Genomic DNA, 21,053 nt, shown 5'->3' with positions numbered 1-21,053 from the left:
TTGGCAGCTCGGGTTCTGGTCACACGCGCGCCCCACCAGGCGTCTGCCCTTGGCGACGCACTCATTGCGTACGGTCTGCGCGTGGTGTCGATTCCCACCATCGCTCTGGCTCCGCCTGCGGACGACTACGCATCGCTCGATCGCGAACTCACGCAGCTCGACGAGTACGACTGGCTGCTCTTCACGTCAGCCAACGCCGTCGCTGTCTTTGCCGAGCGACTGGAGGATCAGGCCGTCCCACTCAGCTGCGGCATCGCAAGCATCGGCGCCGCCACAACCAAGGCACTGCGCGAGGCAGGCTTTCCCGTGCGCCTGCAGGCACAGACCGCGATCGCGGAATCACTCGCCAAGTCGCTTGTGCCCCACGCCAAGGGATCGAAGATGCTCCTCGTGCGTGCAGAGCAGGGCCGTGACGTCCTGATCGATACGCTTACCGATGCCGGGGCCGAAGTCACGCTCAGTCCCGCGTATCGCAGCATCATTCCCATGGAATCGGTGGATCGCCTTAAGCGCGAACTGCCGAACGTGCACGCCATCACCTTCACCAGCTCGTCTGCTGTGCAGAATCTCTTCGCCTTGATGGACGCGGCAAAGGTGACGCTGCCGCCCGGCATCGTGCTCGCTTCGATCGGTCCAATCACCACAGCCACGCTGCGCGATCTGGGCCACAAGCCGACCATTGAAGCCCGGGATGCAAGTGTCGCCGCACTCGCCAGCGCGGTGGCCACGGCGCTGCGAAACCAGTAGCAACGCGCGACGGCAGCGCCGCCTGTCTCAGGCGATGTCGAAAGACTCGGGCGGCAGCAGGGTCACCTTGCCATCCTTGCGGCGCAGCAGCCGGTCACAGTTCTCACTGAGACCTCGTACATGCAACGTCTTGCCCAGCGCGCGGTAACGACCTGCCAGAGCTTCAATCGCCTCGAGTGCGGACGAGTCCATGATGCGTGCGTGATCGAATTGCACGTACACGTCTGCCGGATCTTCCTTCGGTGTGAAGAATCGCGTGAACTGCGCTGCGGATGCGAAGAATAGACTGCCACGCAGCAGATACCGTTTCGCCTCGGTCGTCTGCGCGATCTCCACATCCAACTGTTGCGCATGGTCCCATGCAAAGACGAGCGCCGCGATCACGATGCCAGCGACCACCGCCACTGCAAGGTTTGTCAGAACAGTCACGAGCGTCACCACGACCATCACGAGCGTGTCATGGCCGGGAATCCGAAACATATTGCGCAGGCTCTTCCAGTTGAAGGTCTCTGCGGAGACAACGAACATCACACCGACCAGCGCGGCCAGCGGGATCCGCTCAATCAGTCGAGATGCGACGAGGATGAACGACAGCAGGAATGCGCCTGCTGCAACGCCGGACAGCCGTCGGCGCCCACCGGCGTTCAGGTTGATCATGCTCTGCCCAATCATGGCGCAACCGCCCATGCCGCCGAAGAGCGCTCCAACAAGATTGCCTGCGCCCTGTGCCATTGACTCGCGGTTTGGTTGGCCAATCGTGTCGGTGATTTCGTCGATCAGGTTCAGCGTCAGCAGCGTCTCGACCAGACCGATGACCGCCAGGATCAGCGCGTACGGCAGGATGATCTGGAGCGTCGCGAAGGTGTAGGGAATTTGTGGCAGGTGAAAGACGGGCAGTGTCCCATGGATGGATGCCAGGTCGCCAACGGTTCGCGTACGGATGCCAAGCGCGAAAGCGACTGCTGTTGCGGCAAGGATACCGGCAAGCGCAGACGGGAAGGATCGTGTCAACCTTGGCAGCAGAACAGTGACAAGCACGGTCACCGCTACCAGCCCCAGCATCGTGAGCAATCCTGCTGGTGCCAGCCATCCCTCTGTACCGTCTGGTCTGTGCACATGGAAGTGCTGTAACTGGGCGGACGCGATGATGATCGCCAGGCCATTCACGAAGCCAAGCATGACGGGATGGGGCACCATGCGGATCAACTTGCCCAGCCGAAACGCGGCGAAGAGCATCTGCAGAATGCCGGTGAGGATGATGGTTGCGAACAGGTACTCCACGCCGTGCTGCACCACCAGACCCGCCGACACTACGGCCATGGAGCCGGCAGCCCCAGAGATCATGCCGGGCCGACCGCCCCACAGTGCCGCGATCAGGCAGATGATGAACGCGGCGTACAGGCCTGTGAGCGGATTTACATGTGCTACCAGTGCGAAGCCGACCACCTCGGGGACCAACGACAGGGCCGCGGTCAGTCCAGCCAGTAACTCAATCCGTACGTCTGTAGCTTTCAGTTCGATCTCCAACTCGTTTGCGGGGTAATGTCCGACCGTGTCAAGTCCCGGGACCATGTATCTCTCTCAATACAAAGGGGATGTAGGTGGACCGTACTTAGCGTCTGACTGTTATCCTTTTAGTAGGCCTTCCACGCCAGTATGGCGAGGCGGAAGATTCCACGATCTCCCTAAGTCCTTTAGAATGAGATTTTTGCGTGTAAGTCCATTAGAATCTAATTTTTACGGGCCGACGTGCTCGTAAGTCCTTTTGAATCTAATTTTTGCAAAAATTGCGGGGGGGGGACCCCTCGGACCGTTCCGTTAATGCGATGCCCAGGTCTTGTCGCCAGAATTGCAGAGTGTCTCCAGCGAACAGTCCACGCATTTCGGCTTACGCGCGTCACAGATTTGTCGACCATGATGGATCAGGCGATGGGAGAAGTTGATCCACTCCGTCTGCGGAATGATCTGCATCAGGTCGCGCTCGACCTTCACCGGATCGTCGTTCTCGGTGAGTTCCAGCCGTCTCGACAGCCGCAGGACATGTGTGTCCACGACCACGCCGGACGCTATGCCGTACCAGCTGCCGAGCACCACGTTGGATGTCTTGCGTGCAGCTCCTGGAATACGCAGCATCTCGTCCATGGTCTGCGGAACTTTTCCGCCGAACTCCTCCGTAACGACCTTCGCCGCGCCGACCAGCGACTTCGCTTTCATGCGGAAGAAGGACAAGGAACTCAGAATCGGCTGCAGCTCTTCCGGCGTCGCGTGCGCCATCGCCTTCGGCGTCGGATATGCGTGGAAGAGCGCCGGTGTCACCATGTTCACGCGCGCGTCCGTGCATTGCGCCGAGAGGATCGTGGCAACGGTAAGTTCCCAAGCATTGCTGTGGTGCAACGCGCAGACGGCGTCCGGATATGTCTTCGCCAGCGCATCAATAATGGCAGCGATGCGCTCCGGTGCCAAGGGTTTCTTCGTCCTGCCAGCAGCCTTCTTCGGCGCGACGGGTTCGGACGCAGCAATCTGCCGCGCTCGTATCCCCTTCGCGGCCGCAGGTGAGATCGCCTTCCTGGCTGGCAGCGGCTTTGCCGGCTTAACGACTTTGGCCATTAGCCCAGTCGATCCAGCATGTCGGCGGGCGTAACGCGCACGCACGAGAAGATCGGGAAGTCCTTCAGCGTGTACATGCTGATCTCGGTCTCGCGAAGCTGCTGCACCAGGTCGACAAAATCTTCAGGGAAATTCGTCTCAAACGCGACGACGAACTCCTGGTCGTCGATGCCGAATGAGTACGTTGTATTCAGCTTGACGCGCGGGTAGGCCAGGCCAACGCGGATGTGCTCTTCCATCAGGCGTCGGCGCTCTTCCAGCGACAGCAGGTACCACGGACGGGTCTTCCAGAACGGGTAGACGAAGATGTACTTGTGGCCGCCGGGACGGATTGCGCCACGGCCTTCGCCTTCGCTTTCATCCTCACGGTCGATCTGGTACTGCGAACGCTTCGTCATGGAGAGGAAGCTGTGCGGGGTCTCAAGGTAGCCGCCGAGCGGAGTCGAGAGCAGTTCGCTGCGCATGCGGTTCATCTCTTCGACCGAGTAGCAGATGGACCAGACGCACATATCCACATCGCCACGCGTTCCAACGGTCGAGTAGGTCAGCGTCAGGAATTCGCCGGGCTTGTTCCAGCGGTCGATCACCTCGACGAACGCAGTCTTCATTGCAGCCTTCTCGGCGGCGGGCAGGCGCTTCCACTCGGGGAGGATCTTGTAGAAAGAGAAGGCAACAATCTGCCGCTTGACCGGTGGGCCACCATGCGTGGCCGGAGCAGCGCCATAGCTGCTCGCGGGCCGTCCGCCCGTGACTGCAGGCGCAGCCGTTACCGGTGTGACGGTGTGTGCGGAATTAGTCGGGGTCTCGGGCGCGGTTACAGTCTCAGCCATGTCTTCAAGGATATCAGCGGAAGCGGACGGCCTGACGGATATCGGAGCGGCAGGCGCCCGGGTGAGTAAGGTGATATTCAGGTTGAGGAACTCCTTGCGCGGGTATACTTTGCGCAGTTCCCCCAAACAACATGACCGAAAAAATCATTAACTTTCTTCTGCCGTACGTCACGCACCTGATCTCGGCGATCGGCTATCCCGGCGTCGCGCTTCTGATGGCGATTGAATCCGCATGCATACCGCTGCCCAGCGAGATCATCATGCCCTTTGCGGGCTTCGTCGTCGACCAGGGCAAGATGAACCTCTACGCCGCCGCGACGGCAGGTGCCATTGGCTGCAACATCGGCTCTGTCATCGCCTACTGGATCGGCGCGTACGGCGGGCGTCCGCTGGTGGAGAAGTTCGGCCGCTACGTCCTGATGAGCAAGCACGACCTGGACCGTGTTGACGGCTATTTTCAGAAGTACGGCGACATCACGGTCCTGATTGGCCGACTGCTGCCGGTTGTGCGGACGTTCATCGCGCTGCCCGCAGGCATCGCGCGCATGCCGCAGTTGCGTTTCCACATCTATACATTTCTGGGTTCCTGGCCCTGGTGCTTTGCGCTCGCTTATGTCGGTATGAAGGCCGGTGCTAGCTGGAACGATCCACACAGCATGTTGAAGCGCGTGCTGCATAAGGCCGACGCAGCCATCATCGTGCTCGTGCTCGCCGGCATCATCTGGTTCGTCTGGAGCCACCTGAAGAACCGCGATCAGGAAGCAGCAGCGTAGTCTCCGCGTGACAGTCCTGGCATCGAGGTGCCCCATTCTTTCGCAGCATCGCGAAAGGGTGGGGTATTCGCACAAAGTGCGAACCGTTTAAGCCAGACGGAGAATTTCCGCCTCGAGCGATAATCCACCCATTGGCACCCGATTCCTGGCCTCGGGTTAGTGGGTCATATCGTCGGCCTTGGCGGACCTTCCTTCTTGATCACAGCACCGGTCTTCGGTCGTAGCAGCACAATGTCTACGCGACGATTTGCTGCGCGTCCGGCCTCCGTGTCGTTCCCCGAGACAGGATGGAATTCACCATAACCTGCGATGGTGAAGTCGGCGGGTGAGACAAGACTGCGCTGCATCAGCACCTCTGCGATAGAGGCAGCGCGCGCCGTGGACAACTCCCAGTTGCTGCGGAACTGAACAGTGTGGATCGGCTGGTTGTCCGTGTGGCCTTCCACGCGGAGCGCACCCTGCGGCAGAGCTGCGGCAAGCTTTGCAAGGATCGGCTTGACCGACGCCTTCACCTCGGCGGATCCCGAAGCAAAGAATCCAGCGCTATCGAGAGACAGCGTGATGCCGTCCTCCGCTTCACGCATCCTGACCAAGTGCTGTTGCAATGCAGGCGCGATCGACGCTTCGATGGCCTTCCTGGCGGCATCGCCATAGCTCTTTGCTTGGGAGCTTTCGATCGGCATTTCCAGTGGATTGGGATCGCCGCTGGACGTGCCCCCACCGGGCGCGAGCGGCGGTTTCGCAGCGTGTGCCTCGAAGACACCGTTCTGCTGGAAGGCAGTCTGCATTGCCGCGGCCATCTTCGCGGACTTCTTCTTATCGCTGACGCTTGACGCGAACATCACCACGAAGAATGCGAACAACAGCGTAAGCAAATCGGCCCAGGAGACGAGCCAGCGCTCGTGATTGACGTGTTCGGCGTGCTTTTTCTTGCCCACGGCTAAGCCTTAGCCTCCGCGCTCGGGTTCGAGATGAAAGTCTTCAGCTTCGTCTCGATCATGCGCGGATTCAGGCCTTCCAGGATGCTGATGACGCCTTCAAGCATCATCTCCTGCATCATGACGTGCTCCTTGTGGCGGATTTTCAGCTTGCCCGCCGCAGGCAGGCAGAACAGGTTCGCCAGTGCCACGCCATAGATCGTCGCGACGAAGGCAACCGCAATGCCTTTACCCACCTCGTCAATGTTGTCGAGGTGCTGCATTACCTGGATCAGGCCAAGCACCGCACCGATGATGCCGACGGTCGGTGCGAAGGCGCCTGCGGACTCCAGCACCTGGGGAACCTTCTCCTCCATCTCGCTTTTGTTGTCGATCTCAAGCTGCAGAATCTTGCGGACCTCACCGGACTCGGTACCGTCCACGGCCAGCATCAGGCCCTGCTTCAGGAAGGGATCTCGGACGCCAGCAAGATCACTATCCAGCGACACGATGCCGCTCTTACGGGCCTTATTGGCGAACTCGACGATCTGCTTCAGGACAGCCTCGTCATCATGTCCCTTGTGTAGAAACACACCCAGGATGCCTTTGAGCGATGCAAGAAGGATATTGAGCGGGAACTGCACGCTGACTGCACCCACTGTGCCGCCGATCACGATGATGGCGGCGGTCAGCTGGGTGATCTGGCCGATGCTGCCGCCCTCCATCATCATGGCGCCCAAAATGGCGACAAGAGCGATGACGATGCCACCAATGCTTGCGAGATCCATGCGGTTCCTCCGTCTGCTGAGCAGTTCTAGTCGTTGGCCCGGCGTTCGGCGTCGATGGCAAGGCGCAGCGCGTTGTGTGCGGCAATGGCTGTCTCGGCGGAGGGCCATGCCTCAGCCAGCACATGTGCGCGATAACGCAGGATGCGCGCCGTGACCTGGGCGCAGCTCTCAAGTACCACCAGCTTTTCGCCGGTGACGAGCGTCAGCGTTGTGTCGGGGATGGCCTCTGCGTGCTTGATCAGGTCGCTGTTGACGACCATCGGGTGTCCGTTGAGACGTGTGAGTTCGATCATGGCCTGTGTGCTCCAAAGGCCTTATCGACGAATCGCACAGGCGCATGAGCGCTCAGTCACGCTCGACATGAAATCGCAGCCGGACGTAGTCGGCCCACCACTGACCGCTGCCATCACAAAGCATCGGTCGCAACAGATCTGTGACCTCGGCAATGACCGGCTCGCGATCTAATTCGGGAAGGCGCGCCAGAACGCCGCTGCGGAAGGTTCTGAGCCATTCCTCCATGCCCGCCTTCACCAGCGTCGGCCGCGGCACAAGTGCCATCGTCACCACGCGGAAGCCATTCGCTTCCAGCAGAGCCCGGTAATCTGCCTCGGACGGATAGAAGGAACCACCAATCGCTTCGGCGTCCAGATGGAATCGTCTCAAAACGGCCGACAGAGCCGTCCGAAGGGAGGCGATATTGCCGAGTCCGCCCATCTCCGCAACGAAGCGTCCGCCAGGCTTCAGCGCCCGGTGTATGCCTCGGATCACGCTGGTCTGATCCGTCACCCAGTGCAGTGCGGCGTTGGAGAATACCGCGTCGAACTCGCCGTGAAAGGGAAGCAAGCGCATGTCAGCCTGGACAGTCGTCAATCCACGCAGCTTTGCCGCAGCCAGCATCGACGCGTCCGCGTCGCAGCCGGTGACTTCCGCACCGCTCGCCGCAATGCGTTCCGTCAGGGCACCGTCACCGCAGCCCAGGTCCAGGATGTGTTCGCCGGCTTTTGCATCCAACATCGAGAGCACTTCGCCGGCAAGATTGGCGACGAAGCGCCCGTTGGCCGCATACCGCGCGGCATCCCAGGTTTGTGTACGTTCCGTTTGCGTCGTGTGCTCTGTCTGTGGTGTGCTGGCCATGCACCTGATTGTTCGCCCGGAGTCGAGCTGGCGCAATCAGAATAAGAAGTTTGCACAGGGTCATAAGAGGATCACGAAAGACATGCCGCAATCTGCACTCGAATTCGCCGCTGGAAACAAGGCGAACGCGCTCGCTGAACTCAAGGATTTCCTGCGTATCCCGTCCATCTCTACGCTGCCCGAGCATGCGGGCGACGTTCGCCGCGCTGCGCAGTTTCTTGCAGACGAGCTGAAACGGATTGGGATGGAGAACGTGCGTCTCATCGAGACCTCGGGGCACCCGCTGGTCTACGCCGATCATCTGCACGCTGCCGGCAAACCAACGATCCTTTGCTATGGTCACTACGATGTGCAGCCGCCTGATCCGCTGGACGAATGGGTGTCACCGCCCTTCGAGCCGACCGAGCGGAATGGCAACATCTATGCGCGTGGCGCGGTCGATGACAAGGGCCAACTCTGGATGGAAGTCAAAGCACTGCAGGCGCTCCTGCAGGCCGGGCCGCTGCCGGTGAACATCCGCGTTTTGGCTGAGGGCGAGGAAGAAGTAGGCGGTGAAGGTATTGCAGCCTACCTGCGTGAGCATCCCGAAGAATTGACCTGCGACGTCGCGCTGGTCTGCGATACCGATCTGTTCGCGCCCGATCTGCCCACGCTGTGTATAGGTCTGCGTGGCATGATCTACACGGAGATAGAGGTCCATGGCGCTCGCACCGACCTGCACAGCGGCATGTACGGAGGCGCTGCTCCCAACCCTTTCGTCGCGTTGTCTCAAGTGATCGCGAAGCTGAAAGATGATGAGGGGCGCATCCTGATCCCGGGCATCTACGACGGCATCGAAGCGCCGACTGCAGCAGAATTGGCGGCCTGGAAGTCGCTGCCCTTCGACGAAGAGCACTATCGCGAAACAGAGGTGGGCAGCAGTACCCTGCCGGGTGAGCCAGGGTACTCCGTTCTGGAGCGCACGTGGGCGCGACCGACACTCGATGTGCACGGTATGCCCGGTGGCTTTACCGGTGCGGGTGCGAAGACCGTGATTCCGGCAAAGGCGCTGGCGAAGGTTTCGTTGCGGCTTGTGCCTGGCATGACGCCTGCCGATACGTTCGAGAAGCTCAAACATTACGTGTCAAGCATCGCGCCGAAGGGAGTATCCATCGAAGTCCGCATGATCCATTCAGGAGATCCCATCGTCGTAGGCACGGACAACCGGTTCGTGCAGGCCGCGACGGACGCAATGCGCGAGGTCTTCAACAAGGAGACCGTCTTTGTTCGCGGCGGAGGATCGATCCCCATTGTGGGAGACTTCGCACGGCAGCTGAAAGTGCCGGCCGTCCTGATGGGCTTTGGCCTGCCCGACGATAATCTGCACGCGCCTAATGAAAAGTTCAACCTCAGTAACTTCTACCGCGGGACGGAGTCAATTATTCGCTTCCTCACATTGTTGGGCGCATGATCCGCGCCTATGTTCTTGCCGGCGGTGAAAGTTCGCGGATGCAACGCGAACCGGGATCCCATGACATCGATAAAGCACTGCTACGCATGGGCGACGAGACCTTGTTGGAGCGGGCTCTCCGCGTGGTACACCAAGCTGTTCCGGGTAGCGATCCGGCCATTCTGTGCGGCACGCCCGATCGCTGCCAGCGCCTGAGCGTCTACGGCCGTACTGTGCCGGACGTCACCTGCGGATGCGGGCCGGTTGGCGCTCTGGATGCAGCCCTGCAGGATGCCGCCGGTGCCGAGTACGTGCTGTTGCATCCGATCGACCTACCGCTGCTGCCTTCCTCGCTGCTCATTCGATTCGTGGCAACGGCTATCGCCTCAGGTGCCGCGGTCGCGCACATGGTCACGGAGGGCTTCGCGCAGCCGTTGCCCCTGCTGATCCGCGCGGATGCGCGCGAGGTCGTTCGCCAGGCACTTCAGAATGGCGCTCTGAAGCTTCAACCGGTGCTTCATGCTGTGGCAGACAATCCTTGCACCCCGGGGGCAGACGGTAAATCCATCTGCACGTTTGAGGTATCGTCGCTGGTGTCAGCCGTCACTGCGTCGCGTGCGTTCGTCAACGTCAATACGCCCGCAGATCTTGAGATCGCACGCGATCTCGCGGGAGTTCCGACCGAAGTCGCGCGAGGTGCATCGAATTAGCATGCCCGACCAGCCACTCGAAGATCAGAACAAGTTGCAGAAGCAGGACCAGGTGCTGCGCGACGATGAATCGGCCCAGCAGGATGTGCCTCTGACCGCCGATGAGCAGGCTACCGAGGAGTTGCTGAACAAGCCCCTCGTGGACGAAGTCTCAGAAGACGTCGCGGAAGAGGTGGGCGAGTTCTTTGAGCAGTCCAAGGAGCAGAACGAAGTCTCCGTTGAAGACAGCCGGAAGCCGTACATCTCGTTCGAGCACGTCTTCAAGTCCTTCGGCGACTTCAAGGTGTTGGAAGACGTCAGTTTCTTCGTCAAGCCTGGCGAAACACTCTGCATCCTCGGCCGGTCAGGCGTGGGCAAGTCTGTCTCGCTGCAGATGCTGATGGGGTTTCTGAAGCCGGATAAGGGCATCATCTCTGTCGCGAACGAAAACATCTGCGGTTTCAATGAGAAAGAGATGCAGCCCATCCGCCGCAAGGTCACGATGGTCTTCCAGAACGGCGCTCTCTTCGACTCCGTCTCCGTCGGTGAGAATGTTGCCTTCCCACTGCGCGAAAAGGGCGAGCTCGAAGAAGAGCAGATTCGCCAGGTAGTGAAGGGACTGCTGGAGATGGTAGGCGTCGCCGGTATGGACGACCTTCTGCCGAGCGACCTGTCCACCGGCATGAAGCGTTCCGTGGCAATTGCGCGTGCGCTGGCGGCGCAGCCGGAAGCCGTGTTGTACGACGAACCCACAACCATGGTGGATCCCTTAATGGCCCATTTGCTCGGCGATCTGATCGAGCGGTTGAAGCGGCAGCTGCACCTGACCAGCATCGTCGTGACGCATGACATGCGCTTCGCGAAGAAGCTCGCGGATCGCCTGCTCTTCCTGCATGAGGGCACCGCACGTTTCTTTGGAACGCTCGCGGAGCTTGAGAAGAGCGATGATCCCATCTTGCGTGACTTCATGGCGCTGGATGAGCTGGTCTTGCCGCAGTAGTTGGAGGGATTAAAGAGTAGCGACAGGAATGAATTAGGGGCGCAGGGACTTGATCAAATCCAGGTCGATGTCCCTATGCTGTCCCGCCTTTCCGTCGGGTGAGTTGCAGCGCGTTATGCTGAGGGCACTCATTTTTTGTGTGCCCTTGCATTCCGGGCCGAAGGAAGATTCATGATCAGTCATTCCCGCTGGGCTGTGGCCGTCCTGGCCGTCGCCGCTGTTGCTGCTCCCCTATACGCGCAGGAGAAGGGTGCAGCGCCTCCGCGTCCCATGGACAGCAACATGATTCCGCAAACCTTTACGCCGCCAAAGGCTGCTGCAGCCGTCGATGCGCCAAAGGTCGAACGCGACTACGAGAAGCGCGTCGTCATGATTCCCATGCGGGATGGGACCAAGCTGTACACGGTGATTGTGATTCCGAAGGGCATTAAAAACGCGCCGATCCTCCTGACACGCACTTGCTACAACGCTGCGGCACGCGCCCACGCGGCACGCGATCCGAAGGCGGCTCTCCTCGCTGCATCCAGCGGGCGGAGCGCTGCTGCACCGGTCCCTGCGGGTCGCGGTACGGTAAAGCCCGACGCGCCGCACATGATTGATGAGTTGAACCTCAGCGACGAGGTGTACGTACGCGACGGCTACATCCGTGTCTACCAGGACGTGCGCGGCAAGTATGGTTCCGAAGGTGTCTACCTGATGACGCCGCCACCCGTCGGCCCTTGGAATCCCACGGGTGCGGACGACACGACCGACGCCTACGACACGATCGATTGGCTGGTGAAGAATACGCCGGAGTCCAACGGGCGCGTTGGCATGACCGGTTCCTCCTATGAAGGCTTTACGGTCGTCATGGCACTGCTGCATCCGCATCCCGCGCTGAAGGCAGCGGTGCCGGAGAGCCCGATGGTCGATGGCTGGATGGGCGACGACTGGTTCCAGTACGGCGCCTTCCGCCAGCCCAACCTCGACTACTTCATCTCGCAGACTACGGCTCGCGGCGCCGGTGTGCGAGTCTCCCGTGAGGGGCACGACGAGTACACCAACTTCCTGAGTAAGGGCTCCGCAGGCGATATGGCCCGAGCGATGGGCGAAGAGCAGTTGCCCTTCTGGAAGATGGTGGAGGCGCACCCAGCGTACGACGCCTACTGGCAGTCGCAGGCACTGGATAAATTGATTGCAAAGACCGACCTGACCGTGCCCACCATGTGGCTGCAGGGCCTCTGGGATCAGGAAGACATGTACGGCGCGAATCACAGCTACGCCGCCTGGGAGCCAAGGGACAAGAACAACAACATGAACTTCCTGGTGATGGGGCCGTGGTTTCACAGCCAGGTGAACCGGGAAGGGCACCAGCTTGGGCCGCTGGTCTGGGACACAGACACGACCGCGGATTATCTCCAGAACGTACAGTTGCCCTTCTTCAATCAGTATCTGCGGGAAGGCGCGCCCGTCGCCAAGACGCCGCCTGTGCTCATCTACAACACGGGCGAAGATCATTGGGATCGCCTGGAGAAGTGGCCGCTTTCCTGCGAGGCAGGCTGCACAGACAAGTCAAAGCCGCTCTACTTGGAAGCCGGTGGAAAGCTCGGTTTCGATGCACCGAAGAGCGGTGGTGAGAAATTCGATGAATTCGTCTCTGATCCCGCCAAGCCTGTGCCGTTCTCTCCTCGTCCCTACACAGGCGAGAACTGGCGGACGTGGCTGGTCACGGATCAGCGCTTCGTGGACGGCCGCCCGGACGTCATCACGTACACGACCGACGTGCTGAAGGAGCCGCTGCGTGTGAGCGGTGTCCCAAAGGTCAATCTGGTTGCAGCAACGTCGGGCACCGACAGCGACTGGGTTGTGAAGCTCATCGACGTCTTCCCGGATGGACACTCCGAGCCGATGGGAGGCTATGAGCTACCAATATCCATGGACATCTTCCGCGGGCGCTATCGCACCAGCTTCGAGAAGCCTGAAGCACTGAAGTCAAACGAAGCGCTGACGTACAAGTGGGACATGCCGAATGTGAACCATGTCTTCCAGCCCGGTCACAAGATCATGGTCCAGGTCCAGAGCTCGTTGTTCCCACTCTATGACCGCAATCCGCAGAAGTTTGTGCCAAACATCTTTAACGCGAAGCCTGCCGACTACGAAAAGGCGACGCAGCGGATCTACCACGACGGCGCTCGTGCAAGCTTCATCAGCCTGCCGGTCGTGCCTGCTGCGATAACTCCGTAACGACTCGAAGATGAGGGCAGTGAATGGGCCGGCACTTGTGCCGGCCCATTGTTTATTGCCTAGGGATGGGCAGAAAAGCGACCAAGAAAAAATGGATTTATCCAATTGATAATAAGCAAGTTAAGTGCAAAAGTGGCATGCTAATGAGACGATTCAGTAGCTCTGTTGAAAATAATTTCAAGGATTTGTTGACAACGATTAGGTAAAGGCGATATTTTGGTGTTGAACACACCGAGGGACGCCTCAAACATGTCTAACCGACGACCCAATCAAGGAGTTCAACCCATGCGCTCGATCCTCGCCGCCGCCGCTCTGCTCATCGCCCCCGTCATGATGCCTGCACAGGCTCTGCACTCGAATGTGTCGCATCTCGTAGCATCCGTCGATGCTCCCGCGTTCGCCTTCCAGGCAAGCGCTGTGAAGGCCGCTGCACCGCACATCTACACCGGCCTGATTGCACCCGTCCGTCTGAACGCTCTGAAGATTGCTGCATCGCCCGCCGTCTCTGGTGAGGTTGTTGTGGAGTACACGGTCGACAAGGCCGGCGTCCCCCAGAACGTACACGTTGTGAAGTCGCTGGATAGCGCGACCAACGAGCGTGTTCTGGATGCGGTCAGCAAGGTCCGCTACACCCCAGGTACGCTGAACGGCACCGCCGTTGACGTTCCGGTCACGCTGCACGTCGCGATCAACAACTAAGCACTGCATTACTCCGCATCACAAAGCAGACCCTTACGTCGGTGGGTCAGCTTTCGAAAGGCCGCCCAGTCGTGGGCGGCCTTTGTACGTTTCACGTCGAAATCATCTCGGAATGCCGCGGTTGCGGCACGGAGAGTATGCCCCTGAAGTGGCACCTTATGTCCGGTGGACTACCTATAGACTGTGTCCACACATGGGCATGAAAGACAAAAAGCAGTTGATGCTGGGATTCGTCTGCCTTGCCACTTCTGCACAGGCTGCGTTTGGACAGGCTCTCCGTAGCCGCGATGGCGAACTGAATCGCCCGAGGGTCGAAGTCTTTGCAGGCTACTCCTACTGGCATCCCATGTCAGCGGACATTAACTATGTTCCTTACAAGCCTTTGCCCTACGGCGCGGAAGGCAGCGTCACCTACTTCCTGAAGCCGTGGCTTGGCATCCAGGCGGAAGCCGGTGCGCATGTTGATCCGGTGCGTAGCACGCAGTACACGACAGGCTTCGGCCTGCAATTGCAGGGGAATGTACACAAATTTGTACCGTTTGCGCACGCGCTTGCCGGTCCCAGTTACTTCGGCGGACCTGCGCTGAATGTGAAGAAATGGGGGTGGACCGGCACTGCCGGCGTCGGCCTCGATTGGATTCCGTCTCTGCGGCACGAGTGGTTCGGTGTGCGACTGCTCCAGGCTGACTACCAGTACAACTACAACGACTTTGGTCCTTTGCAGCGAAACGGCGCCCTCGGTGGTCTGGCGAAGATCAATACGATCGCCGGCAGCGCGGGCCTGGTCCTGCGGCTGGGCGGAGCGCAGCATGCAGACATGGTGCGACAGATGAGCTGCTCTGCCGCGCATGTCGAGGTATATCCTGGCGACCCGGTGAACGTTGCGTCTCAACTGCTCGGGTTCAATGAGCTGAAGCCCATCCAGTTCACCTGGACGACCTCCGGTGGTCGCATTCTGGGCAAGGGCGGAGACGTCATCGCGATCGACACGGCCGGTCTGCCCGTTGGCGACTATCGCGTGATGGGCACAGCCGTTCAGGACAGGCACGGGCGCGAGAGTGCTTCGTGCAATGCGAACTTCACGATCCGGCCTTACGATCCGCCCACCATCACATGCTCTGCCTTACCCGCGACCCTGTACGTCGGCGGTCGTACGACCATCACGGCAACGGGTAGCACAGTGCGGAACCGGCCCCTCACTTACACGTTTGTCTCGACCGCAGGAACCATCAGCCAGACGGGGAACGTGGCAACACTCTCCGCGACCACCGCAGGCGACATTGCGGTCACCTGCTCGGCGCGCGATGATCTGCAACACATGGCAACGGCGACGACCAACGTGACGGTCTCGGTGACACGAACCGCGGCACAGACCTCGCTGCCGGCCCTGCCGCTCCAGAGCGACATGTGCTCTGTCTCGTTCACAAGAGATCGCCGCCGTCCGGCTCGTGTGAACAATGAGGCGAAGGCTTGCCTCGATGACATCTCGCTGGCAATGCAGCACCAGCAGGATGCCACGCTGGTACTGGTGGGCGATCACACGCGCAGGGAAGGCATCGCCCTGGCCGCGGAGCGGGCCGTCAACGTGAAGCAATACCTATCGCAGGAGAAGGGCATTGACCCCTCTCGCATCCAGGTGCGAGCGGAAAGTGCGGGCCAGGCCCAGGTGATCAGCGTCTTCCTGCCCATCGGCTCCACCTTCAATCAGGAAGGCCGCGTGGTGAATGAGAAGGCAGTGGTCCGCCACGGAGAAGCCTACGGATCCCCCGGTGGCATTCGCACCGCCAGCTCCCCGCGAAACGCCCCAACACGGCACACGTCTGCGCAGCACCGCTCGTCACCACGACGTGCAACCAGGCCTCGCATCACAGTGACTCCGGCACAGTAGGCGTTTTGCAAGCGGGCTCTTGCGGCATGCCATGGTGTAGGACTGACCTACATCACGGTTGAGCGAAGCAGAGGCGAGACGTGCTTCTCGTGAGAGAGCGTGAACACGGGGCAGTTCGCAAGGATGAGCATGCGTGAGGTCCTGCGCAGGGGCAGATGCGAGGACAGACTGGTTCGCCGGGTAACGCTGAGGACAATGGCCGACGCGTGGACCTCGCGTGCGTATTCCACTACGGCACGACTGACCTCTCGACCGAAGACCGCCCGACTTGAAGGCTGAAATGCATTCTTCCCGGACGACATCTGCAGGTCGACAAGCGCTGTTTCCATGATCGTCGCGACGATGTGATTCTTGGTGGCAATGGAGGACATCGGCAGCACATGAATACAGTGCAGCGGTACCTGGTGCTGCTCGGAGAGGAACGCGGCATAGGCGACGGATTCCTCCGCACCGTCGTGGAAGTCCGTGGCGCATACGATGGGCCCAGCAGCATGATCATGGGCCCGCAGCGCACCCGGCCCAACTGTCATCACCGGACACTCCGCGCTTCGGACGATGGCCTCAGCGGTGGACCCGAGCAGGAGTCTGTCGATCCCGCGCCGGCCATGCGTTCCGACGACGACCAGATCAGGGCTTTCGCCCTGGATTGCCTGCAGAAGAACGGTGGACGCGTTCCCGTCCAGAAAGATGGGTCGTACCACAACGGACGGTGTCGCCAGTCGCGCAGCCATAAGGTCCAGCTCGTGGCGACGCTGGAGACCCAGCAGTGCCAGTTCTTTCTCTGCATCGGGCCATTCGGAGAGATCGTCATGCTCAAGGACAAAGAGAATGCTTAGCGCGGCGTGGTGGCGAAGGCAGAGGCGATAGGCCTCGTCGACGGCTGGTGCCGATACTTCGGAAAAGTCTGTGCACACCGTCACGCGTTTCAACTGGAGCGCAGGAGCCGCGAGGTCGACCGCGACGGAAGGTTCAGAGGAGCGCACTGCCGGTAGTTTCGAAACGGAGCCCACGAAACACCTCCGGCATCAACCTAGAGCGAACGGGCAGATGAAAGCTGTGATGTGCGTCACCGCGTCGAATGCTCGGTGTCACTGCCGCACAAGTGTCCGTGCCCGATGCTGAATCCGTGAGGGTTAGCGATGCGGGATAAATTTCGACGTTTCTGGATGATGACCCTGGTGCGCGGCGGCCTTGCATTTCTTACCGGTTGCCTTGTGATGGTCACGGTGGACATGGACAAGAGTTTGCTCCTGGTTTCCGTCGGCATCGCCGTGGCTGTCGCCGCATTGGCCGTCTACGGCATCGTCGACAGTGTCCTTCTACTGGCAAGCAGCCTTGCGTATCCGCATCGGTGGCCGAGGCGGGTGATGCAGATCCAGGGCGCACTGGGTATCGTGATCGGTGCTCTCTTTCTCACGCTGCTCTTCGATCATGCCGCCGTGGAGTGGTTCCTGCCCATGGCCGTTGTGCAGGCCTTCAGCACCGCTGTGGGTGAGTTTGTCCTTCTCAACCACAACAGGGCGCAGCGATGGGCCCTCTGGGACTTCGCAGGCGCCTTTGTGGCCACGTGCTTTGGCGTGACCTACACCGCGATTCGAATCCATGCAGGATCGAGGTTCTCTCCCGCAGAACTGGCGACCGCAATCTATCTCTACCTGCTGCTGTTCGGTCTTGCGCAATCTGCAACGTCCCTGCGCATGCTTTTCTCGAAGGTCTCCTTTGAGCGGGACCGCGGACACGGGATCGGTCTGGTAGCGCCTTCAAAGGCGCCTCGATAGCAAGCTGTCCCACGACGGAAGAGCGATCAGGCCTGCACGACCTCCTTCGTGCGCGATTGGAAGACTCGCTGCCTGGCACGTGCCATGATGTAGCGCTTTGCTACTTCGACAAGCGCCAGGTAGCAGAGCGTTGCCAAGGACAGAAACACGAAGTAACTCAAAGGCAGACGGCTGAACGCGAGTCTCGCCGCGAAGCGTGAGTAGGGCAGCCAGATGCCGGTCGCCACGATGAGCACCACGGATGCCAGGAGACCCCAGCTTGGCTGGCTTTGAAAGGGCGACCTGACGGTGCGTATCACCAACAACACGAGCGTCTGTGTCGCAAGGGATTCCACGAACCACCCCGTGTGAAACTCGGTTTCACCAGCCCGGAAGAAATGTAGAAGGACATAGAAGGTCAGAAAGTCGAAGACGGAACTGATGGGACCGACCAGGATCATGAAGTGACGAATGATCGCGATGTCCCATTTCTGCGGTTGTGCGAAATACTCCGCATCCACGCGGTCCGTTGGGATGGTCAACTGCGAAAGGTCATACAGGAAGTTATTCAGCAGCACCTGTGCCGGAAGCATCGGGAGAAATGGCAGTGCAACGGCGGCGGCGGCCATGCTGAGCACGTTACCGAAGTTCGAACTGGTCCCCATCAGCAGGTATTTCATGACGTTGCCGAAGGCGCGCCGGCCTTCCAGAATGCCCTGATGCAGTACCGAAAGGCCCGGCTGCATCAGGACGACATCGGCTGCATCCTGCGCGACGTCGACCGCGTGCGGCGCAGCGATGCCGACGTCGGCGGCGTGGAGTGCGGGAGCATCGTTGATGCCATCGCCCATGAAGCCCACCGTATGGCCGCGCCTGCGCAGCGCTGTCAGGATGCGAAGCTTTTGTGGAGGTGAGACACGGGCAAAGACGTTCGCCCGTTCCGCGACCTGCGTGAGGGCCGTCTCACTCATTAATTCCAGGTCGCTGCCCAGTACGATCTCGGTGACGTTGAGTCCAGCCTCTGCGCAGATGTGTGCCGCAACAAGTTCGTTGTCGCCGGAGAGGATCTTGATGCTGACTCCGTCCTGCAACAGACGAGCGATCGTCTCGGCCGCGTCGGGCAGGATCGTATCGGCGAAGGACAGGAAACCGCAGAGCGTCAGGGCGCACTCGTCCGCCAGCGTGTAGCGCGACTGCATTGGCAGCAATCTTACGGCAACCGCAAGGACACGATAGCCGAGACTGCTTTGGGCGATGCAGTAGTTCTGCGCGCGAACGATGGCTTCGCTGGTTGACGGCTGCGTCTCTCCGTTGACCAGCAGGGATGTGACCAGCGGGAAGATACCTTCGGGAGCACCTTTGCAGATGAGTGTGCGCTCGCCCGCACGGTCGACGATCACAGACAGTCGGCGGCGCTGGAAGTCGAATGGAAGTTCGTCGACCTTCGTAGCTTGTCCGGTCTGAGTACCTGCAGCAAGAATGGCCGCATCCAGAGGGCTGCGAATGCCCGCCTGGACGCTGCTGTTGATGACCGCGAGATCAAGCGCAGTGGTCGACACGACGCCATCCGGCCCTGCACTTGTGACCAGCGACATGGTGCCGGCGGTTAACGTGCCGGTCTTGTCGGAACAGAGGATGTCGATGCTTCCCAGATTCTGAATCGCGGGAAGATGCTTCACAACGACATGCTTGCGGGCCATTGCAACCGCTCCCCGCGACAGCGTGACGGAGGTGATCATCGGGAGGAATTCCGGGGTAAGACCGACGGCCAATGCAACGGCGAAGAGCAATGACTCCATCGGCGGACGATGCATCGCAAGGTTGGCCGCCAGGACCAGCAGCACCATGACGAAGACGATGCGGGCAATCATGTAGCTGAAGCGCTTGATGCCCAGATCGAAGGCAGTCTCGGGAGGTCTGGACGCAAGGTGGGCGACGATGTCGCCAAACGCGGTATTGCGACCGGTTGCCGTCACGATTGCCGTCCCGGTGCCGCTGATTACGGACGTTCCAAGGAAGATCATGTTGGTCGCGTCCGCCGATTGGGAAGCGGCCTGGGCGGTCGCTACCTTCTCTACCGATGTGGATTCGCCCGTGAGCATGGCTTGCAGTACAGCCAGGTCGCGCGATTCAATGAGCCGCGCATCTGCCGGGACCAGGTCACCGGCTGATAGGCGTACCAGATCACCGGGGACGATCGCAGACCGCGGGATGTCCCGCCATGAGCCGTCGCGTTGAACCGTCGCCATTGCGGCGACGGTCGCCCGCAGACGCTCGATGGTGATGCGTGCATGGTAGGTCTGCGCAAAGTCGATGGCGCCGCCGATCAGAACGATGGCCGTGATCAGGATGGCATCGAAATGTTCGCCAATGGAGAGGGAGATGGCGGCCGCAACGAGCAACACGATGGAAAGGGGATTGAAGAGAAGCAGTAGTTGATCGAGCCAGGGCGCCTTCCGATGCTTCGTCGACGCTTCATTCCCTCCAAACTGTTTGAGGCGATCCGCTGCCTCCCGCGTCGTGAGGCCTACGTAGTCCTTCGCATCAATTGGCTGCGATCTGCTCAGGTCACTCACGGAACGATGACCGCAGAGCCGACGACGTCTTCATCCTTGATGGCGGCCAGCGCTTCTTTCGCCTGCTCGAGGGGGAAGACCCTGATTGCGGGAGTGATCTTGATCTGCTGGGCGATGCTCAGAAAGTCGGTTGCATCCTGTCGCGTCATGTTCGCGACACTTCGGATTTGGCGCTCATGCCAGAGGATTGAGTCGTAGTCGAAGGCAGGCATCCCATCGAGGTGAATGGCGTTGATCGAGACGATTCCGCCTTTATCGAGGGACTTCAGACCGGCAAGAACCACGCTGCCAACCGGCGCGAAGATGACGGCCGCGTCGAGCGCCACAGGCGGCTGGTCGAAGGCATCGCCGACCCATACGGCACCCATGGCGACGGCTTCCTGACGGTGGCGTTCGCCTCGCGTCGAGACATAGACCTCGCATCCCCAGAACCGCAGTACCGGCATGACCAGTCGGGCCGACGCGCCGAAGCCAAAGAGGCCAACCCTTTGGCCGGGCTTCACCTCCGCAACACGAAGGCTGCGAAAGCCGATCATGCCCGCACACAGCAACGGTGCCGTAACCTCAGGGGTCATCGCGCTTGAGAGAGGAATCAGAAAGTCTGTGCGCGCCGTGACATAGTCCGCGTAGCCACCGTTGCGGGAGTAGCCGGTGAAGACGGCTTGATCGCACAGGTTCTCCCTGCCACTGCGGCAGAATTTACACGTTCCGTCGGTGCCGCCCATCCAGGACACGCCGACTCGGTCGCCTGCGACGAAGCGGTTGCCGGATGTGGTCACGATCTCCCCTACAATCTGGTGGCCGGGAATGATTGCCGGCTGAAGCTGGGGCAGGTCCCCTTCCAGGATGTGGAGGTCGGTGCGGCAAACGCCGCAGGCGAGGACTTTGATCAGGGACTCGCCCGCCGCCGGTTGCGGCGTCGGCACCTGTTCTACGGATAGCGAACCAGTCCCACGGAAGATTGCCGCGCGCATGCTTACCGGGGACATGGGTCTT

General features: G+C 60.4%; 19 protein-coding genes. 9 read left to right on the top strand and 10 right to left on the bottom strand.

What is annotated here, in order from left to right; translation table 11 throughout:
* Window positions 1-747 carry a uroporphyrinogen-III synthase gene (locus BLW03_RS02215; RefSeq protein ID WP_074652151.1) on the top strand — a complete coding sequence of 249 codons (747 nt, stop codon included), beginning with the start codon at window positions 1-3 and terminating at the stop codon, window positions 745-747.
* Between the two features lie 27 nt (window positions 748-774).
* Here BLW03_RS02215 and BLW03_RS02210 read toward each other — a convergent pair whose 3' ends face one another.
* The 3 genes from BLW03_RS02210 to BLW03_RS02200 all read right to left on the bottom strand — a co-directional run bounded on the left by BLW03_RS02210 (window position 775) and on the right by BLW03_RS02200 (window position 4,184).
* The gene (locus BLW03_RS02210; protein WP_170834930.1) at window positions 775-2,319 is read right to left on the bottom strand and encodes a SulP family inorganic anion transporter; all 1,545 of its coding nucleotides are present in this window, start codon (window positions 2,317-2,319) and stop codon (window positions 775-777) included.
* A gap of 246 nt (window positions 2,320-2,565) precedes the next feature.
* Entirely contained in the window at window positions 2,566-3,354 is a 789-nt protein-coding gene (gene nth, locus BLW03_RS02205) for an endonuclease III (RefSeq protein WP_074652150.1), read from the bottom strand.
* Complete coding sequence (locus BLW03_RS02200; protein WP_074652149.1) at window positions 3,354-4,184, bottom strand: chlorite dismutase family protein; 831 nt, start codon at window positions 4,182-4,184, stop codon at window positions 3,354-3,356. Before BLW03_RS02200 ends, nth begins: the two co-directional genes overlap by 1 nt.
* Before the next feature lie 131 nt (window positions 4,185-4,315).
* On the opposite strand from BLW03_RS02200, the gene BLW03_RS02195 reads away from it, so the two are divergent.
* Window positions 4,316-4,957 carry a DedA family protein gene (locus BLW03_RS02195; protein ID WP_074652148.1) on the top strand — a complete coding sequence of 214 codons (642 nt, stop codon included), beginning with the start codon at window positions 4,316-4,318 and terminating at the stop codon, window positions 4,955-4,957.
* 164 nt (window positions 4,958-5,121) lie between these two features.
* Here the strand turns inward: BLW03_RS02195 and BLW03_RS02190 are convergent, their stop codons facing one another.
* Genes BLW03_RS02190 through BLW03_RS02175 form a run of 4 tightly spaced genes read right to left on the bottom strand, consistent with a single transcriptional unit; the run spans window position 5,122 to window position 7,796 of the window.
* Window positions 5,122-5,895 carry a flagellar motor protein MotB gene (locus BLW03_RS02190; protein ID WP_074652147.1) on the bottom strand — a complete coding sequence of 258 codons (774 nt, stop codon included), beginning with the start codon at window positions 5,893-5,895 and terminating at the stop codon, window positions 5,122-5,124.
* A 2-nt stretch (window positions 5,896-5,897) separates the two neighbouring features.
* A complete protein-coding gene (locus BLW03_RS02185; RefSeq protein ID WP_074652146.1) occupies window positions 5,898-6,662 on the bottom strand; it encodes a flagellar motor protein in 765 nt (254 codons plus the stop codon).
* Between the two features lie 26 nt (window positions 6,663-6,688).
* Entirely contained in the window at window positions 6,689-6,955 is a 267-nt protein-coding gene (locus tag BLW03_RS02180; protein ID WP_074652145.1) for a flagellar FlbD family protein, read from the bottom strand.
* A gap of 52 nt (window positions 6,956-7,007) precedes the next feature.
* Complete coding sequence (locus BLW03_RS02175; RefSeq protein WP_074652144.1) at window positions 7,008-7,796, bottom strand: class I SAM-dependent methyltransferase; 789 nt, start codon at window positions 7,794-7,796, stop codon at window positions 7,008-7,010.
* A gap of 82 nt (window positions 7,797-7,878) precedes the next feature.
* On the opposite strand from BLW03_RS02175, the gene BLW03_RS02170 reads away from it, so the two are divergent.
* From BLW03_RS02170 to BLW03_RS02145, 6 genes are all read left to right on the top strand, one after another.
* Entirely contained in the window at window positions 7,879-9,246 is a 1,368-nt protein-coding gene (locus BLW03_RS02170; RefSeq protein ID WP_074655708.1) for a dipeptidase, read from the top strand.
* Window positions 9,243-9,935, top strand: coding sequence for a molybdenum cofactor guanylyltransferase (gene mobA / locus BLW03_RS02165; RefSeq protein WP_074652143.1), 693 nt, complete (start codon window positions 9,243-9,245; stop codon window positions 9,933-9,935). The genes BLW03_RS02170 and mobA overlap by 4 nt, the downstream gene beginning before the upstream one ends.
* A 1-nt stretch (window position 9,936) precedes the next feature.
* Window positions 9,937-10,914 (top strand): ABC transporter ATP-binding protein, encoded by a 978-nt coding sequence (locus tag BLW03_RS02160; protein WP_074652142.1) that lies wholly within the window; start codon window positions 9,937-9,939, stop codon window positions 10,912-10,914.
* Window positions 10,915-11,085: 171 nt separating this feature from the next.
* The gene (locus BLW03_RS02155; RefSeq protein ID WP_074652141.1) at window positions 11,086-13,137 is read left to right on the top strand and encodes a CocE/NonD family hydrolase; all 2,052 of its coding nucleotides are present in this window, start codon (window positions 11,086-11,088) and stop codon (window positions 13,135-13,137) included.
* A 285-nt stretch (window positions 13,138-13,422) separates the two neighbouring features.
* Window positions 13,423-13,836 carry a TonB family protein gene (locus BLW03_RS02150; protein ID WP_074652140.1) on the top strand — a complete coding sequence of 138 codons (414 nt, stop codon included), beginning with the start codon at window positions 13,423-13,425 and terminating at the stop codon, window positions 13,834-13,836.
* Window positions 13,837-14,029: 193 nt separating this feature from the next.
* Entirely contained in the window at window positions 14,030-15,724 is a 1,695-nt protein-coding gene (locus BLW03_RS02145) for an OmpA family protein (protein WP_074652139.1), read from the top strand.
* Window positions 15,725-15,771: 47 nt separating this feature from the next.
* On the opposite strand, the gene BLW03_RS02140 is transcribed toward BLW03_RS02145, so the two are convergent.
* The gene (locus BLW03_RS02140; protein ID WP_074652138.1) at window positions 15,772-16,734 is read right to left on the bottom strand and encodes a universal stress protein; all 963 of its coding nucleotides are present in this window, start codon (window positions 16,732-16,734) and stop codon (window positions 15,772-15,774) included.
* A gap of 156 nt (window positions 16,735-16,890) precedes the next feature.
* Between BLW03_RS02140 and BLW03_RS02135 the strand changes: the two genes are divergently transcribed.
* The gene (locus BLW03_RS02135; protein ID WP_244501922.1) at window positions 16,891-17,502 is read left to right on the top strand and encodes a hypothetical protein; all 612 of its coding nucleotides are present in this window, start codon (window positions 16,891-16,893) and stop codon (window positions 17,500-17,502) included.
* A gap of 26 nt (window positions 17,503-17,528) precedes the next feature.
* Here the strand turns inward: BLW03_RS02135 and mgtA are convergent, their stop codons facing one another.
* Together mgtA and BLW03_RS02125 are read right to left on the bottom strand one after the other, a co-directional pair.
* Complete coding sequence (gene mgtA, locus BLW03_RS02130; protein ID WP_074652137.1) at window positions 17,529-20,057, bottom strand: magnesium-translocating P-type ATPase; 2,529 nt, start codon at window positions 20,055-20,057, stop codon at window positions 17,529-17,531.
* Window positions 20,054-21,046: a zinc-dependent alcohol dehydrogenase family protein gene (locus BLW03_RS02125; RefSeq protein ID WP_083350261.1), complete on the bottom strand. Its 993-nt coding sequence runs from the start codon at window positions 21,044-21,046 to the stop codon at window positions 20,054-20,056. The genes mgtA and BLW03_RS02125 overlap by 4 nt, the downstream gene beginning before the upstream one ends.
* Between the last annotated feature and the right edge of the window lie 7 nt (window positions 21,047-21,053).

This window comes from Terriglobus roseus, assembly GCF_900105625.1.
Taxonomy (GTDB): domain Bacteria; phylum Acidobacteriota; class Terriglobia; order Terriglobales; family Acidobacteriaceae; genus Terriglobus; species Terriglobus roseus_B.
Note: the sequence above shows the minus strand (reverse complement) of the source record. Positions and strands in the feature narration are given on the sequence as shown.

Bases quoted from the DNA above. Each gene is read 5' to 3' on its own strand.
- BLW03_RS02210 (WP_170834930.1), bottom strand. From the start codon at position 2,319: ATGGTCCCGGGACTTGACACGGTCGGACATTACCCCGCAAACGAGTTG.
- nth (WP_074652150.1), bottom strand. From the start codon at position 3,354: ATGGCCAAAGTCGTTAAGCCGGCAAAGCCGCTGCCAGCCAGGAAGGCG.
- BLW03_RS02200 (WP_074652149.1), bottom strand. From the start codon at position 4,184: ATGGCTGAGACTGTAACCGCGCCCGAGACCCCGACTAATTCCGCACAC.
- BLW03_RS02195 (WP_074652148.1), top strand. From the start codon at position 4,316: ATGACCGAAAAAATCATTAACTTTCTTCTGCCGTACGTCACGCACCTG.
- BLW03_RS02185 (WP_074652146.1), bottom strand. From the start codon at position 6,662: ATGGATCTCGCAAGCATTGGTGGCATCGTCATCGCTCTTGTCGCCATT.
- BLW03_RS02180 (WP_074652145.1), bottom strand. From the start codon at position 6,955: ATGATCGAACTCACACGTCTCAACGGACACCCGATGGTCGTCAACAGC.
- BLW03_RS02175 (WP_074652144.1), bottom strand. From the start codon at position 7,796: ATGGCCAGCACACCACAGACAGAGCACACGACGCAAACGGAACGTACA.
- BLW03_RS02170 (WP_074655708.1), top strand. From the start codon at position 7,879: ATGCCGCAATCTGCACTCGAATTCGCCGCTGGAAACAAGGCGAACGCG.
- mobA (WP_074652143.1), top strand. From the start codon at position 9,243: ATGATCCGCGCCTATGTTCTTGCCGGCGGTGAAAGTTCGCGGATGCAA.
- BLW03_RS02160 (WP_074652142.1), top strand. From the start codon at position 9,937: ATGCCCGACCAGCCACTCGAAGATCAGAACAAGTTGCAGAAGCAGGAC.
- BLW03_RS02155 (WP_074652141.1), top strand. From the start codon at position 11,086: ATGATCAGTCATTCCCGCTGGGCTGTGGCCGTCCTGGCCGTCGCCGCT.
- BLW03_RS02150 (WP_074652140.1), top strand. From the start codon at position 13,423: ATGCGCTCGATCCTCGCCGCCGCCGCTCTGCTCATCGCCCCCGTCATG.
- BLW03_RS02145 (WP_074652139.1), top strand. From the start codon at position 14,030: ATGGGCATGAAAGACAAAAAGCAGTTGATGCTGGGATTCGTCTGCCTT.
- BLW03_RS02135 (WP_244501922.1), top strand. From the start codon at position 16,891: ATGATGACCCTGGTGCGCGGCGGCCTTGCATTTCTTACCGGTTGCCTT.
- BLW03_RS02125 (WP_083350261.1), bottom strand. From the start codon at position 21,046: ATGTCCCCGGTAAGCATGCGCGCGGCAATCTTCCGTGGGACTGGTTCG.